The organism is Flavobacterium collinsii, from assembly GCF_946903285.1.
Classification (GTDB): Bacteria; Bacteroidota; Bacteroidia; order Flavobacteriales; family Flavobacteriaceae; genus Flavobacterium; species Flavobacterium collinsii.
This window is the reverse complement of record NZ_OX336425.1, coordinates 1,162,417-1,179,165: the sequence shown is the minus strand read 5'-3', so window position 1 is coordinate 1,179,165 and position 16,749 is coordinate 1,162,417. Positions and strand designations below refer to the sequence as shown.

The 16,749-nt window shown below is 36.1% G+C and carries 11 protein-coding genes; 6 read left to right on the top strand and 5 right to left on the bottom strand.

Translation table 11 applies throughout. The features are described from left to right. Positions 1-34: 34 nt before the first annotated feature. The 4 genes from OGZ34_RS05275 to OGZ34_RS05260 form a co-directional block, all read right to left on the bottom strand. A complete protein-coding gene (locus OGZ34_RS05275; RefSeq protein ID WP_263362355.1) occupies positions 35-1,261 on the bottom strand; it encodes a DUF4374 domain-containing protein in 1,227 nt (408 codons plus the stop codon). A gap of 25 nt (positions 1,262-1,286) precedes the next feature. Continuing rightward, positions 1,287-3,650: a TonB-dependent receptor gene (locus OGZ34_RS05270; protein WP_263362354.1), complete on the bottom strand. Its 2,364-nt coding sequence runs from the start codon at positions 3,648-3,650 to the stop codon at positions 1,287-1,289. A gap of 120 nt (positions 3,651-3,770) precedes the next feature. Beyond that, entirely contained in the window at positions 3,771-4,436 is a 666-nt protein-coding gene (locus OGZ34_RS05265) for a hypothetical protein (RefSeq protein ID WP_263362353.1), read from the bottom strand. Positions 4,437-4,449: 13 nt separating this feature from the next. Further along, positions 4,450-5,037 (bottom strand): RNA polymerase sigma-70 factor, encoded by a 588-nt coding sequence (locus OGZ34_RS05260; protein ID WP_263362352.1) that lies wholly within the window; start codon positions 5,035-5,037, stop codon positions 4,450-4,452. Positions 5,038-5,709: 672 nt separating this feature from the next. On the opposite strand from OGZ34_RS05260, the gene OGZ34_RS05255 reads away from it, so the two are divergent. Then, a complete protein-coding gene (locus OGZ34_RS05255; protein ID WP_263362351.1) occupies positions 5,710-6,399 on the top strand; it encodes an NUDIX hydrolase in 690 nt (229 codons plus the stop codon). Positions 6,400-6,479: 80 nt separating this feature from the next. Here OGZ34_RS05255 and OGZ34_RS05250 read toward each other — a convergent pair whose 3' ends face one another. Next, on the bottom strand, positions 6,480-7,478 hold the full coding sequence (locus OGZ34_RS05250; RefSeq protein WP_173964748.1) for a GntR family transcriptional regulator: 999 nt from the start codon (positions 7,476-7,478) through the stop codon (positions 6,480-6,482). Positions 7,479-7,580: 102 nt separating this feature from the next. On the opposite strand from OGZ34_RS05250, the gene OGZ34_RS05245 reads away from it, so the two are divergent. The 5 genes from OGZ34_RS05245 to OGZ34_RS05225 all read left to right on the top strand — a co-directional run bounded on the left by OGZ34_RS05245 (position 7,581) and on the right by OGZ34_RS05225 (position 16,138). Beyond that, positions 7,581-8,636: an aldose epimerase family protein gene (locus OGZ34_RS05245; protein WP_263362350.1), complete on the top strand. Its 1,056-nt coding sequence runs from the start codon at positions 7,581-7,583 to the stop codon at positions 8,634-8,636. Between the two features lie 51 nt (positions 8,637-8,687). Continuing rightward, positions 8,688-9,848: a galactokinase gene (gene galK / locus OGZ34_RS05240; protein ID WP_263362349.1), complete on the top strand. Its 1,161-nt coding sequence runs from the start codon at positions 8,688-8,690 to the stop codon at positions 9,846-9,848. A 17-nt stretch (positions 9,849-9,865) separates the two neighbouring features. Beyond that, a complete protein-coding gene (locus OGZ34_RS05235; protein WP_173964745.1) occupies positions 9,866-10,921 on the top strand; it encodes a UDP-glucose--hexose-1-phosphate uridylyltransferase in 1,056 nt (351 codons plus the stop codon). Positions 10,922-11,161: 240 nt separating this feature from the next. Beyond that, positions 11,162-12,847, top strand: coding sequence for a sodium/sugar symporter (locus OGZ34_RS05230; RefSeq protein ID WP_263362348.1), 1,686 nt, complete (start codon positions 11,162-11,164; stop codon positions 12,845-12,847). A 444-nt stretch (positions 12,848-13,291) separates the two neighbouring features. Then, a complete protein-coding gene (locus OGZ34_RS05225; protein ID WP_263362347.1) occupies positions 13,292-16,138 on the top strand; it encodes a T9SS type A sorting domain-containing protein in 2,847 nt (948 codons plus the stop codon). Positions 16,139-16,749: the final 611 nt, after the last annotated feature.

Genomic DNA, 16,749 nt, shown 5'->3' with positions numbered 1-16,749 from the left:
GCCACTCTTACTCAATTGGGGATTTGAGTTGTAATTATTTTGTAGGATGCGGTGCTATCAACTGAACACTAACAGAACCTCCACCATCTAATGTAGTTCCTTTTTTGAAGGCTCCTGTAGCAGGATCGACTTCATAAATTGAAGCTACAGCATCAATAGGGCTAATTGCTGTGTAATACTTTCCTTTATACACCAATGGCGAACGAACCATTGAAACCGGGCTCAAAGGTGTATTAATCAACGAAACTGTTTTGTTTTTCAAATCAATTCTAACCAATTGTCCTACGTTTTTTAAACGGTCTCTTACCGAAGTCATTAACTCTTCGTACTGAACGGTACCAATTGCAATTCCGTTACCCACATAATTTATTCCCATCAAACAGGCTTGTTTGCCTAATGGTGTTGTTACATCAATAAAATAATCTTTATCAAAATCGGCTGTACCTTTTTTAATACGTACAACTCCTGATTTTCCGCCTACACCAGTCCAGAATTTACCGGCACTAGCTACAAAATAATGATTTCCTTCTTCGTCTTTGTCTAATGAATTTAAGTAATCGTAACCTACTCCACCTGCAGTTGCAGTAGTTTTAATTACTTTTAAGTTGTTCATTGCCGGATAATCATAAACCAAAGCTCTTACACCGTCAACGATATAAGCTTTTGATTCGTTATCATAAAAATAACCTCCCAGAATAAGCTTTCCATTGTCTACAAATGCTTTTCCAACAGAAAACTGAATTCCTTTTTTAGCAGCGTCGTAAGGTACAGCCATTGTTCCTTTTGCTTCTATCGTAAAATCACTTAGTTTGATTCTTGCCCAGCCCACAGTGCCATTATTCATATCCAGTCCTCCTAAAACTAACATGGTATTATCGTCTACAATATTCAACGACTGAAAATAATTTGGAACCACTCCGTCTGTAAGTATAGCCCCTTTTTCTTTTAAACTACCGTCTTTACTCATTTCGTACTGAATGAATTTTTTCTGCGGAAGGTTCATCAAATAAACATATTGTTTGTGCCAGATATAACGAGAACCGTTGGCCTCAATACCTTTTCCTTTAAAAGTAAGCGAACCGTCTGTTAAGGAAGGAACCGATGCGATATACTGCAAGTCCTGAGTCCAGCTTGCTATTGTAAAATGTTGTGCGCTTTCTACTTCCACTTCATCTGATTTTGAACTGCAAGATGTTGCAGCTGCAGCAAACAAGACAACGGCAGAAGCCATAAATGTTGTCTTTTTTAAGAACGATTTCATTTTCATTGAATTTAAATTTAATTGGTTATTGTAAAAAATATCTTAGTTTCAGACTGAAAAACCTACCTGGTTTTTGCAGCAGAAAATTATCGTAAACCTGCTTGTCTAAAATATTGCGGCAGGCAAAATTGGCACTGTAACGTCCGTTTTTTCCAAAAGTATAGCCCAAACCGGCATCCTGAACAAACTGATTTGGGATGTACATTTTTTCGGGTGCTGCTCCAAGGCTTGGCCAACCCAAATAATACTGATGTACATAATGTGTACTTGCAAAAAAGGAAACTTTCGGTGTAAATTGAAACAGCTGATCTAAGAGTAACCTTGCCTCTGCATTGGCCATTAAATAAGGTGTATTCCGCAATCTGTCTTTATAAACATGGTTGGGTGCACCGTTTTCCTCAAAACGCTGCATATTTCGGATATCCTGATAAGTAAAATTAACTGATGTTTCAAGCCATTGCTTTCGAGCATAGTTAACCTCAGCCTCCACTCCAACGGTTCGTATTTTTCCTAAATTTTCGTAGCGGGCGGTTCCCATCAAATCTCCCTCAGCTAACCAAATCAAATTTTTTGTGTCTCTAAAAAACACATTAAGACCAAAATTTACATTTTGAACCGCAGTATGTATTGTTTTCTGAATAGATGTATTAACGTTGAAACTTCTTTCAGGCTTTAAATTGGGCGCATTTAAAATCGTATTACCGTTACCCAAAAGTTCTGTCGCTTCGGGCAATCGGGCTGCATTTTCGACCGAAAACTTTATCGTATATTCTTTTGGAAGCAGTACTTTAGAAGAGTATCCAAAGGCCCAGGCATTATCTTTTGTATGCTGATAAAATGTTTCTTTCAAACTTTCTCCGTTATAATCAAATACCGCGGCGTTGGCATTGTAAGCAAAATATTTTATGAAAAAAATATTCTTCCAACGATCTTCAAATGAAGTAATCTCATACGATAAACCCGCAATATGTTTATCCAGGTCCTGCGGTTCTCTGAGCGGAACTGTCCATTCGGCTTCGGCAATAGCGTCACTGCCCTTTCTTCTGGTACCGGTAAATACATAATTTAAATTAACCTCCTGATTTTCTTTTATCTGATATACAAAATTAACTCTGGCCAATTGCGTATGGTCCTGAAACGAATAAATTGACTTTCCTGATCTGATTCCGCCCAATTCTCCATTTACTGTTCCGATAGGTTTTCCTGTCCAGTTGTATTTGTAAGAGCTGGTATCAGTTGTGGTACCTCGTAACTTATTTACAGAAGCGTACAGGTCCACATTTAAATTTGAAAATAAAAACCCTTTTTTAGAATAGCGTAAAGATGGCATAACAAACTTTTCATTATAGCGCACATCACCATATACATAGGCCATTGTTCTTCCTGTCTGTATTCCTCTGTCCTGATCTGATATCGTAAAACCGAATAACAGGGCATCGGCCCATTTGACATTGGTAAACCCAATATCTGTTCGAATAGTGTAAGACTTATAATCGTCATTAAATCTTCTAAATCTTGGATAACCGGGAATAGGTCTTCCGTCTTCTCCTGCGACTTCTACGGTTGGTCCCCAAACGGGATAATTATTGTCTGAATAATTAAAAAAAGAATTGGTTTGCAAAGTAAAACCGGATTCATTTCTCCATCTTCCGGATATTGCCGAACGATACGTGTTAAATGAGCCTATGGTTTGCGATACATCGATATAATTTTTAAGACGTGTACGGGTAACAAGATTTACAGAACCTCCAAGTGCATCAGCACCAAATGAAACAGGAGTAACTCCCTTATAAATTTCGATTCTTTCCAGCGTATTAATGGAAAAATTATTAATACTAAAGGATGACCCAAAATTTTCCATCGGAATTCCGTCTACAAAAAACTTTACTGCCTTACCCGATAATCCATTAATTGAATAATTGGTTTCAGATCCCATTCCACCTGATTCCTGCACACGAACACCAGCTGTTCCGTCCATCAATCGGTTTAAGTCAACATCCCTTTCGGCCAGTTTTTTTGTATTGATGACAGAAACGGCAAACGGCTGTTCTTTGATTTTGGTTTCAATCGTTTTGCCAAACAAATCAACAGAATTTAACTCAACCGAATTCGATTTTAACGCTATAACAATTTCTTCTTTTTGATTCTGTCCGACAACAACAGCCATTTCCCGGATTTGATAACCCGTCATCGATACTACTAACCGGTATTTTCCTAATTCAATATTTTGAAAAACGAATTTCCCCAGACTGTTACTTTTTGCTACAGCAGCAGTGTTTTGCAATTGAATTTCGGCACCGGCAACAGGCTGATTGTCATCGTCAATTATAGAACCAGTAAAATTGGCCTTACCATCATTTTGAGTATAAACCGTAGTACCTACGATCATAAAAATGACCGTTAAAAAAATTCTTTTAAATTGCATCATTGATAATTTATTCCCTAAACCAATAACTTTTTAATTTCAGTTATATCGTTTTCCTTATCTATTCTTCTTATTTATTACTTCTTATAAATTAAAACGTTCCGAAAGTCTTGAACTAAATACTCTCGGCAGGCCTTCTGCTATTTCATCTCTGGTTGCCGTGATTACGTTATACTCAGCATCTGTCATAGCGAGATACGTTTGCCCTTTCTGTAATTTTACCTTGTCCTGATAAATATTGGCGCAGCCTGAAGTTCCTGTACCAATGTTAAACTCCCGTAAGGTTGTTGAATCACTACTAACCGAAACAGCACCACAAAACTTAACATCGTTTGCCTGACCCAAAAAATCCATTGAAATGTTGCACATGCTTCCCGGCTCGATCAAAAAAGATAATTTACCGATGTTTATTTTCTTGGCCTCCTGCCCATTCAGATTGTTCACTAAAATATGTGAAGCAAATGTTGACGAATTATAATAGTGTAAACTTATAATGCCAAATAGCACGCAGGCCGCACTGGTTAGTGCTGCGTAAAGGAATCTGTACTGAGATTTTGGTTTTGGTTTTGCAAGAATCGTTCTGGCAGCAATATTGTTCCAGATTTCTTCTTTTAATCCCTGTCGCTGCGGAGAAGTTATAACCTCACGTTCTAAATCTATAACATTTAACCATTGCTCAACCAGTACCCTTTCGGTGGCATCGCATTCCTTTCGCGCATATTTTTCTAATAAATCGGATGTAATAAACACAGTCTTGGTTTTGTTATGTAATTATGTAGTTGCACAAGTCTTCGCTAACCCTACACAAGGGAGTAAAAAAAAGAAGTAAACTGCGAAAAACTTTTAAGCGGTCACGGATATGTCGGAGTGCTCTTGTAATATTTCCTTCAACAGCTTTCTCCGTAATTACAAGCGAGGCAGCAATAGAACGATTGTCCATCCCGTCTTCTCTACTCATTAAGTATACTTGTCGACAACGTTCCGGAAGTGTATTGATGGCAAGTTGTAATTCCCGAAGCAAATCCTTATGTAAAACATGCTCTTCGGTATCGTTAGAAACTTTATTCATTTCAACAAAATGAATACTTTCATGTTTCTTTTTGGTAGCCTGCTTTCGATGGTATTCCAGTATTTTGAGTTTTAGAGAACCATATAAATAAGCTCTGACCGAGGTTTCAATTTGTAGTTTTTCCCGTCTTTCCCAAATACTGATGAAAATTTGTTGAACAATTTCTTTTGCGGCCTCTTCATCACCTGTATGGTGCCTGCAAAAACAAAACAGCTCATTCCAATACAATTCATAGATCTCCGGGAAGTTTTTGGCATTAATGTTTAGATGTTGCTTTTCCATAGAAATAAAAATTATGACACAAAACTATCTTATTTAGACTAAATAAAATTAATAATGCCAAAAATTCATACTGTGTTTTTAAGTCTATTACTTGCAATATTCTGATTATTCGCCTTTTAAAAATTTCAAAAAAAGTAAATTTATATTCCATTTTACTGAGCTAAAGCCTGTATTTAATACCGATGTGTAAGGAAATTCAGCAACGTTTTTTAGCTCTAAATCCGCCATCTCTCACGAACTTCTGTTAGGATCATTTTTCTTTTTTTAAGGATTTTTCATTCTTTTCTCTAATGCCCTTTTCAATTCATTCGCGGATTCTAAAATTGGTATTGCTAACAGCATTTCATTTCCGGGTCGAGGTCAAAATCAGGTTTAACAAAATCAATTTATCCTCAAAATAATCTTTAAAGGATTTTTCATAAAGAAAGAAATTTCCTCCTTTTTGATTGCGTAAAAATGACGCTTTGCAGTATAAATAGGCGTTTTATTCAAAAAAACTCGTAAAAAAAGTTAAAAAATGATCGCTTTGATAATGATTTTAGCATCAAAAAACCATTACTTTTGTAGAATGTAACTTTTACAAAAGGTTACATTTTTAAATGCAAATACGACATTTAATAAATTGAATAACAAAATTAAAGGGCTTAAATATTTACCACTAAAAATTTGAATATGCTTAACAGTTATAGTACTGCAGATAAAGTTTTATTAGCAGTAGATTGCATTATTTTTGGATTTGATCGTGAAGGTTTGAAAATTCTTTTAATCAAAAGAGGCTTTGAACCGGAAAAAGGCAAATGGTCATTGATGGGAGGTTTATTAAAACAAGATGAAGTACTGGACAATGCCGCGATAAGAGTTTTAAATACTTATACAGGTTTACACGATGTTTATATGGAGCAATTATATGCTTACAGCGACATTGATCGTGACCCGGCAGAAAGAACCATTTCGGTTTCGTATTATGCTTTGATTAATATTGAAAACCACAATGCCGAGCTAATTAAAAACTACCATGCCCAATGGTTTAGTGTTGCCGAGGCACCAAGTTTAATTTTTGATCATAACGAAATGGTAGAGCAGGCCATTAAAATATTACGCTACAAAACTTCGATCAAACCAATTGGTTTTGAATTACTTCCTGAGAAATTCACGATGCGCCAATTATTAGAGTTATATGAAGCTATTTTGAGTAAAGAATTAGACAAACGAAACTTTATCAGCAAAATTAATTCGATGGAGATTCTGAACAAACTGGACGAAAAAGACATGCAGTCTTCCCGAAAAGGTTCTTATCTCTACACCTTCAATAAGGAAAAATACGAGGAAAAATTACGCAACAATTTTGTTTTGAACTTGTAAAAGTCTGGCGGTACGGTCTCAAAAAATAAACTTGAAATTTTACGGCACAGCCCAAATAATTGTACAAAAACTAAAAAAAATCATAATGAGTTTCGAATCAGTAGAGACGATTTATTTTCTATTTGTTCCTTGTGCCCCAGTAATACCATATTGGCCAAAATTTCTCCCATCATTTCAAAATCAGTTGAAATGGTGGTAATGCCATTGGCAACAACCTTTTTTAAAGGAGTTTCATTATAGGAAATAATCCCAAAATCGGTTCCGAGTTTTAGACTTTGCGATCTTGCATTTTCAATTACACGAACCAAATCACGATCGTTTGGAATAATGTACAAATCCCCTACACTAATCTCGCCGTTTGTAAATTCGGTGATAACATCATGGTTAAGATCATACTTCGTACAAAAAGCAATAAAACCGGTTTTCATTCCCAATGGTTCTCTAAATCCTGGAAAAATCAAAATGAGCTTCTTATACTTATTCATTCTCGCTTTTCCTTTAGTTAAACCTTCGAAAATATCTTTCTCGTGATTTTGATAGATCGCCGGATACGATTTTAGATCCGGATTGGTTTGATCCAGTATGATAACTTCCCCTACTGGTAGGTTTTTTATCGCATCGGTCACATCGGTTAAATTGGTGGGCATTATAATGTATTTTGTATAATTTCCGTTACTGTCAGTAATCAGTTTTTGAAATACCTGAACATTAAAATGATGAAAGAAAATATCGACCTGAACATTTTTTCCAATATTTTTTATGAACGAATTGTAGATGTCTTCTTTAAAACTGTTTAACTCATCAAACAGTAAAAAAATCTTCTGTTTGATGTTGATTTCAACGCTTTTAACATAGTAACCCTTGCCCGGAATGGCATAAATAATCCCCCTTTTTTTGAGCTCATCATAACCTAATAATACCGTATCTCGCGACAACGAAAAAGCCAGACAAACTTTATTTACCGACGGAAGCCGATCGCCTTTTACCAATTTTTCTTCTTCAATTGCTTTTTCAACAGACATAATTATCTGTTTGTATTTGGGCAAACCAATATTACTTTGAATGGAAATTATGTTCATACAAAAATGGATTTTGGTGCAATATACAAAAAACTGGTAGGTACTGGTATGTAAAAACAGATATTGTTTCTATTTTTGGATTTCATTTTTGGTAAAAAAAATATGGAAATAAAACGTATATCACATATTCTGGATAAATCTGCCATGAAATCATTTGGTTTATTACCCGATAACGAAGAAATTCTTTCTTTTGAATTATGTAATAAAAACGGGATGAAAGCACAAATTATCAATTACGGTGCGACATTAACCTCTCTGCAAATTCCGGTTGCAACGGTCGGACTTGTTGATGTAGTTTTAGGTTTCGATACTTTGCAATCTTATCTGGCTTCTTATGATTTGCCAAGTGCTCCTTACTTCGGGACTACTGTTGGGCGTTACGCTGGACGAATCGATAAAGGTGCTTTTGCTTTAAACGATAAAACCTTTCAACTGAATACCAATAGTAACGGTAATGCTTTACATGGTGGAAACGTTGGCTTTGGACAAAAAACATGGAACATTACCCATATTACTTCCGGCGATAATCCTTCGTTAACTTTAAGTCTTTTAAGTGAAGATTTAGAAGAGCATTACCCGGGAGCTTTGCAAGTTGATTTGACCTATACTTTAACGGAAGAAAACGAATTAAAATTAGAATATACAGCCACCTCAACCAAAGATACTGTCGTAAATCTTACGCATCACAGTTATTTTAATCTTGACGGACATGATGCGGACCTGTCAAATCAAATGCTATTTATTGATTCTGGTGAAATATTAGAAACTAATGCTGAGAATATCCCAACAGGAAATTTCATCGCTCTTTCTCAACATGATTTTGATTTTAGAGTGCTTAAAAAGTGTCCGGAATCAATTGACAATTCTTTTGTAATTGAGTCAGAAAATAAGGTCGCTGCCATTTTATCCAGTGCTAAAAACAATCTGCAGATGAAGGTTTTTACCAATCAGCCCAGCGTTCATATTTATGTAGGCGGGAACTGTTTTAATACTTTAAAAGGAAAAGAAAATGCAACTTACCACCCATTTAGTGGAATTTGTTTCGAAACACAAAACTTTCCGGATGCACCTAACCACAGACATTTTCCGAATTCGGTTTTAAAAAAAGGCGAAACCTATCACCACAAAACCCTTTACCAATTTGAAAACATCAACTAACTGTTAAAAAGACAACCAGAATTACAAGCTATTTCTTTCAACCCCAACATAATGAATGATATTCTAATACAAAACACAATCGCCTTTTTTGAAAAGTCGTTCGGATCGGCTCCTCAAAAAGTCGTGCTCTCTCCCGGAAGGATCAATATTATCGGAGAACATATTGATTACAATGACGGCTATGTTTTACCAGCGGCCATTGACAAAATAATTTGTTTTGCCTTTGAGAAAAACAACTCCAACAGTTCTAAAATAATTGCCATCGATTTGAACGAAGCGTTTGAAATTGATTTAAAAGCAGAAATCCGTTTAAGTGACGATGTCTGGACGAATTATCTTCGTGGTGTAATCAAGCAATTACAGGAGAACGGTTTTGTATTCGAAGGTTTCAACTGTGTTTTTAGCAGTAACATTCCGGTGGGTTCAGGTTTATCTTCTTCGGCGGCTTTAGAATGCGGAATGATTTTCGGAATCACAGCACTCTTCGATTTAAAAATCAAAAAAGCCGACATCGCTTTACTAGGACAAAAGGCCGAACACTGGGTGGGTATCAATTGTGGTATTATGGATCAGTTTTCAAGCGTTCATGGTCTTGAAAACAAGGTTATAAAGCTAGATTGTAATACGCTGGATTTTGAATATCACAATGCTGACTTTAAAGATTATGCTCTGGTTTTATTCGACAGTAATGTAAAACATTCCCTTTTTACCTCTGAATACAATACCAGAAGACTGGAGTGCGAACAAGGTCTAACGATTATAAAACATCATTTTCCACAAATAAAAAGCTTTAGAGATTGTACCGAAGAACAGCTTTTGAGCATTCAGGATCAAATGACACCAACGGTTTTTAAAAGAGTACATTTTGTCGTAAAGGAAATTAACCGCGTAGTAAAGGCCTGCGAAGCTTTAGATCAGGGAAATATTGAACTTTTAGGACAATTGCTTTTTGAAGCACATTATGGTTTATCACAAGAATACGAAGTAAGTTGTCCCGAGCTGGATATGCTCGTAAATAATGCAAAAACAAATGATTTTATTGTTGGGTCACGCCTAATGGGGGGTGGTTTTGGGGGGTGCACCATCAATTTTATTAAAAAAGGGTATGAAAATGAGGTAAAAAACAAGTTTTCAAATCTTTATTTAAATACATTTGGGATTGAATTAAAATTCTATGATGTAACAATATCTAACGGAACAAGACTACTTTAATATCATAAAAACTACAAATGAAAAATTTTGACATTAACGAAGATCCACACAGACGTTTCAATCCATTACTAAACGAATGGATTTTAGTATCACCACACCGTGCTAAACGTCCGTGGCAAGGGCAAAACGAGACCCTTGCAACCGAAACTCTTCCAGAGCATGACCCAACCTGTTACTTATGTCCAGGCAACGTTCGTGCTAATGGGGAACATAATCCGACCTACAAAGACAGCTTTGTCTTTGAAAATGATTTTGCCGCTATGAAGCAGGACGAAATTATATTTGAAGAAGATATCAAACACACCTTTTTTAAAGCAAAACCCGAGCAGGGAATTTCCAGAGTAGTCTGCTTTTCGCCAAGGCACGACCTTACTTTGCCGGAGATGGAAATTGGTGCAATTGAAAACATTATTAAAATCTGGCAAAAAGAATACACTGATCTGGGAAGTATCAAATACATCAATCACGTTCAGATTTTTGAAAACAAAGGAAGTATTATGGGCTGCAGTAATCCCCATCCTCATGGACAAATCTGGGCACAGTCATCACTTCCAACTCAGGTTGAAAAAACACAAAACAGCCTGAAATCGTACTTTGATAAAAACAACCGAACACTACTTCAGGATTATATTCAGGCTGAATTAAGAACGGGGGATCGTGTGGTAATCGAAAACGATGACTTTATTGCTCTCGTTCCGTTTTGGGCAACATGGCCTTATGAAACTATGATTGTAAGCAAAAGAGTTCTGAATAAAATTACTGATTTTACGGAAGAAGAAACCAATTCCTTTGCAGTGATTTTAAAACAACTAACCATCAAATACGATAATTTATTTAGTACTTCTTTCCCTTATTCGTCAGGAATTCATCAGTCTCCTACAGATAGTTTAGAGCATCCTGAATGGCATTTTCACATGCATTTTTATCCGCCTTTGTTGCGATCAGCGACAGTAAAGAAATTTATGGTTGGTTATGAAATGTTAGGCGAATCCCAAAGAGACATTACCCCTGAAAGAAGTGCCGAAGTTTTAAGACAACAATCAGACATCCATTACAAATTGAAGAAAAAATAAGAAACAAAAAGAATAGACACCTTTAAGAATCACTAAAAAAACAGTGTGTTCACAATTGTGTGTTTTCGCTTTTGGTTCTGGCCCCTCATTTTTACCATACAAATCACAACAAAAACGAATATTAAATCTTAAACCAACATTAAAAAAAACAGTATTTAAACCACCTCATCGAAATACTGTTTTTTTCACCCTGTATTAATCAAACAATCACCTTTACTAATTATAAAATTATTATCATCAATGAACCAGAACCTTGCTTTCGCAGATTATGCGGTTTTTATTATTTACTTCATCGTAGTCTCGGCCTACGGTTATACGGTTTACCGAAAACGTAAACAAGACGAACAAGATGCTAAAGCTTACTTTTTGGCCGAAGGAAACCTAACCTGGTGGGCTATTGGAGCGTCCTTGATTGCCTCAAATATCTCGGCAGAGCAATTTATCGGAATGAGTGGTGAAGGTTTCTTTTTAGGAATTGCCGTTGCCGCTTACGAATGGATTGCAGCCATTAGTTTGATAGTCGTTGCCGTTTGGTTTATTCCCGTGTACCTTAAGAACAAGATTTACACGATGCCGCAATTTTTAAAAACACGTTATAATGAATCGACTGCTTTAATCATGGCCGTTTTCTGGTTGTTTTTATACGTTTTTGTAAACTTAACCTCTATTTTGTATTTGGGTGCTGTCGCTATTAATGGCATGGCCGGAGGAGAATATCTTCACATTATCATGATCGGATTGGCTCTGTTTGCTTTGTTTATCTCTCTTGGAGGTATGAAGGTTGTCGCTTATACCGATGTTATTCAGGTCGCTGTTTTAATTATTGGAGGTTTGGTCACTTCCTATATTGCTTTAACAACCGTGGGGCATTATTTTCATGTTGGTGAAAATGCAATCGAAGGTTTTAAAGTTTTGATGAGAGAAGCTCCGGAACATTTTAAAATGATTATTCCAAAACCAACCGCAACATCCTCTCAGCTTGACATTAACAAATACCTGACTTTCCCTGGATTGATGTCTTACCTTGCCGGTATCTGGATCATCAACTTAAATTACTGGGGATGTAATCAATACATTACACAAAGAGCTCTGGGTGCCGATTTGCAAACAGCCCGTACCGGTATTTTATTTGCAGGTATGCTAAAATTGTTAATGCCTTTAATCGTAATGTTACCCGGTATTGCTGCTTACGTTTTATATCAAAACGGACATTTACCACAATTAGTTGGAGGAAAAGACGGAGCCTATTCTGCTGTACTTACTTTCTTGCCTACAGGATTAAAAGGGCTTTCGGTAGCAGCATTAACCGCTGCAATTGTAGCTTCCCTAGCCGGAAAAGTAAACAGTATTTCGACGATCTATACGTTAGATATTCATAAAAAATACATTCAAAAAGAAGCTGGTGAAAAACAACAGGTAAACATTGGCCGAATTGCCGTTTTTGCCGCAATGCTTTTGGCTGTGTTGTTTACATGGAATGATATTTTAGGAATTGGAGGTGTCGGAGGATTTACCTACATCCAAAAATACACCGGATTTATCAGTCCCGGAGTTTTTGCCATGTTCGTATTAGGGATGTTCTGGAAACGAACTACCGGAGCTGCTGCTGTGGTGGGTGTGATTTTAGGATTTGCATTGTCAATATTATTCAACGAATATGCGCCTGCATTATTTGGAAATGAGACTTTATTATACACCGCATATCCAAACGGAAAAGGAGCATTTGAAATCCCTTTCCACATTTGTATGGGACTATCATTCATCTTTACCACTTTGGCAATGATCGCGATAAGTTTTGCAGGACCAAAAGTAAATCCTAAGGCATTTGAAATCGATGCTGAAATGTTTAAAGTAAAACCGCAAACGACCGTTTTAATCGTAATTACAGTATTGATAATTGCAGGTTTGTACATTAAGTTCTGGTAGTTTTATTGTATTCTTTTTTGAAAAATAAAACCATTCCGATAAAATCACATTTTTTAGATATTATGTTATTAATTTAGAAAAAATCTACTTTTTTAATACTTATTAATCAAGCTTTTACGTGCCAAATTTTAATAAACCCGACAAGTTTTAGAGCTTGTCGGGTTTTTAATTATTGTAGGTCACCGCCTTATTTTACACTATTTCTCACAAAATATTCAGCACTGAATTCTTTACCTTTTTTTTCAAAACAGAAAACCAAACTACTGAAATTCAAATATTTCACTTACATTCCTGAGTAGTTGCATAAAGTAATTTCTTACTATATTTGATTTGCGTATGGTTAATCTTTAAACTTTAGGTACCAAATTTAAAGAGACTAAAACTATTACGTTTTTTCAAACAATCACAATTAACGGAATGTATAACGTATTAAATGTTTTTACTATGATAAAAAATTATAAACTTTTATTTTTCTCTTTTCTTGTCTGTTTTATTCCAACTTTGGCTAAAGCCCAGTTAGGCAGCTCCTGCGGAATTCCTGCTTGGTATTCCGCCACACAATATTCCAGTAACTCTTATGTCCGTTATAACAATATTGTGTACAAAAACAATTCCTGGTCTCAGGGACCCGGCAGCACACCCGGATCAAACAGTGTCTGGTCTGCGGTAGGAAGCTGTGACGAACAATTAATTATTAATAATCCATCCCTGGCTTATACCGCATGCAATACCGTTTCTGACTGGAACAGCGCAACCCCCAACTACAATGTAAATAACATTATAAGATACAATAACGGTGTCTATAAAGCCAAGTACTGGGTCGCCGGAACAGAAATTCCTGATCAGTCTTCTGCTTACACTTTTCTTGGTGTGTGTATCAAGCCTATAACCATTTCTCCTGCCTACGCAGATGGACAAATTATTATAAAAAGTACATTATCGGCTATCAATCTTACCGCATCACTCAATCTGTATGGTTTGTCGGCAACACAAACTAAGGTCGAAATAAAAAAGACAACGGAATCTTCTTATACGACTTACAATATGAGTTTATCCGGCAACACTGTATCGTACAACTGGACCCCAATCGCTTATGGGGATTACAACATTCGATATACCACTGTAAATTCGGTTGGGGTAAGCACCGTAGTAAACACAACTGTTAAAATTGCGATTACTGCTCCTGCTGTGATAACTATTACCGGTCCGCCAAACACTACTTCCTATACTCAACTTAATTTTTCGCCTATAAGCATTACTTTTACTATTCAGCCTTCGTCCGGAAGTTCAATTAGCAGCATACTGTTTAAAGATCTCACCGCTGGAACGAATACTACTGTGACTACCAATGCACAAAATTCTTATACCTTTAATTGGACACCTCAGAATTATGGAAGCAATTCACTACAAATAGCAGTCACAGACAACAATGGAACTACAGCAACATCCGGTTTACAACTTACTATTGTGAATCCTGCCACACAAAATATTTCCTTTGCATCACTTCCCAATCAAATAAAAGCGGTTAATGGAATACCTAAAACATTCGTGTTTGATAAGAGTATCACTTCATTAAAAAGAAGAAACATTACTGTATTTGATTACACGATTACCGGAAATACTTTAAAAATCACTCCTAAAAAAGCAGGCAGATCCGGACTTCAGATCACAACTTCAGATGGTACGATATATCATCTTGGCTTAAGAATAGACAATACCAATGGAAGCCCATTACGCTATCCTGATTATGTTTCTGTAGGATCTGTATCCGAAGACACTACCGATGATGTCAATTTTTACAACAACAATATCGACGACAGCAATCTGCTCAAGAATAACCGAATGGATGTACGATACATCTATATCAATGGAGGGCCAATCGCCGGATGGAATACCTGGCAACCTGACAGAGCTATAAAATTTGCAAGGAATTCTATAAAAATGGGGCTCATTCCTTTCTTTGTTTTTTATAACATTCCCGACGGAAGCGAATCTTACGAGCTGGATCTGGCTCACGTAAAAGATGCTTCCTATATGACGGCTTATTTCAATAATCTCAACCTTTTTCTGAATCAGGTTAAAGCGGAACTGGGAGATGAGTTTTTTGGAGTGGTATTAGAACCTGATTTTCTGGGCTATATGCAACAATTTAACGAACCTATAACTACTACAACAGCCGTAAATGCAACAAGTATTGCCCAAAATGTAGGTACTTTGAAAACGCTGGTAGAAAGAATCAATTATGAACTCAACAAAAAAAGAACTGACGAAAACCTGAATATGGAATTTGGATGGCAGCTCAATCTTTGGGCAAAATCTGGTGTAGCCGGTCCAAAAGGAATTATCAGAGAAACAGATACCGGAACCTTTACTACCCAGCTTAACAAAATTAAACAAACCGCTGTAGATATTTTTCAATACACCAATAGTATGGGAATTATGTCTAATAGTGCAGACTTTATTTCTATTGACAAATATGGTCTTGATGCTATGGGTGCCGGAAGTACAGGAAACCCTGCTGATCCCTTCTCTTATACCTGGTTCTGGAATAATGACCACTGGATGAATTACCTAAATTTTGTTCAAAAACTTTACGAAGCCTCCGGTAAACATGTGGTCCTCTGGCAAATCCCGGTAGGACATATCAATGGTTCAGAGACTCTAAATGAACGAACTGCAGGTCCTTTCCAAATTTTAAATAATACCAGCCAGCACTACGAAGATTCTGCTACTACTTTTTTCTTTGGGGATACCGTAAATTTCTCAAATGACGCGAATCGTTATAACTATTTCAGCCAGAATAAACATGCCGACCCTAAACTTCAGGTTAATCCCACCACAAAAAAAGTGACTTTTGGAAATCACTTTGCAGAGGTAAAAAGTAGCGGAACCAAACTTGTCTTAATGGGAGCAGGTGTAGGAGCTAGTACGGATGGAATTGGAAACCCGGGAACCACTCTGACTGATGATCATTTTTGGATTCAAAAATTGCAGGATTATTATATCAATCAAACTTCTAGCACTAGCAAGTCCAGTACTGCTACTCTAAATGATGATCTAAGCTTTAATTCTTCTCTAATTATTTACCCTAACCCCGTTAAGGAAGAGCTAAGTATCGACACAAAAGAAAAAATTGATGTCGTATATATTTTTGATATGAATGGTGAAAATGTTATCACCCTGAAAAATAAAAATAAAGTAAATCTTTCCGGGCTCCAAAACGGATGGTATATAGTAGCTGTAAAACTTGAAAATGGTAAAAAGATCTCTAACAAAATATTAAAAAACTAAACAGGATCTTAAACGTAAAATTATTATTAGAATAAGATAAAAGAGATGTTTTTCAACATCTCTTTTATTGTTTAAACGACATCTTTTGTTAAAAAAAGGGCTGAAAGAAGCATCATCATTATTCAAGGTACTTCGCACCATGTTATTATCAGGGCTCTTTCACAGCAGCAGTTTCCAAGAGCTTATTTCTTATAAAGAAAATACATTAAATCTTTTATAATTAAAGAATCCTAGGAATAGGAAAATGAAAAAAACTGCGGACGTAAAGTATACCGCTCCACTGGAGCTTCCTTTCCAACTGGATTTATTTGCTATAAATATTTTGCTCCGACGGAGCAGACAAGGCATATTTATCTAAATAAAAACAGAAAAGAAACCTCTTCTCTTTTTATATCCCAGAGGGATAAAATATTTATAGAAATGGTTAATGCACAAAAAAGAGCTCCATATAGGCGAAATATGGCGCTCTATTAGAAACAATTACCTAAATAAAAAGCCCTGATTATTCAGGGCTTTGTTCTTTTTGCATATTTTGCTCCAACGGAGCAGACAAGGCATATTATCTAAATAAAAACAGAAAAGAAACCTCTTCTCTTTTTATATCCCAGAGG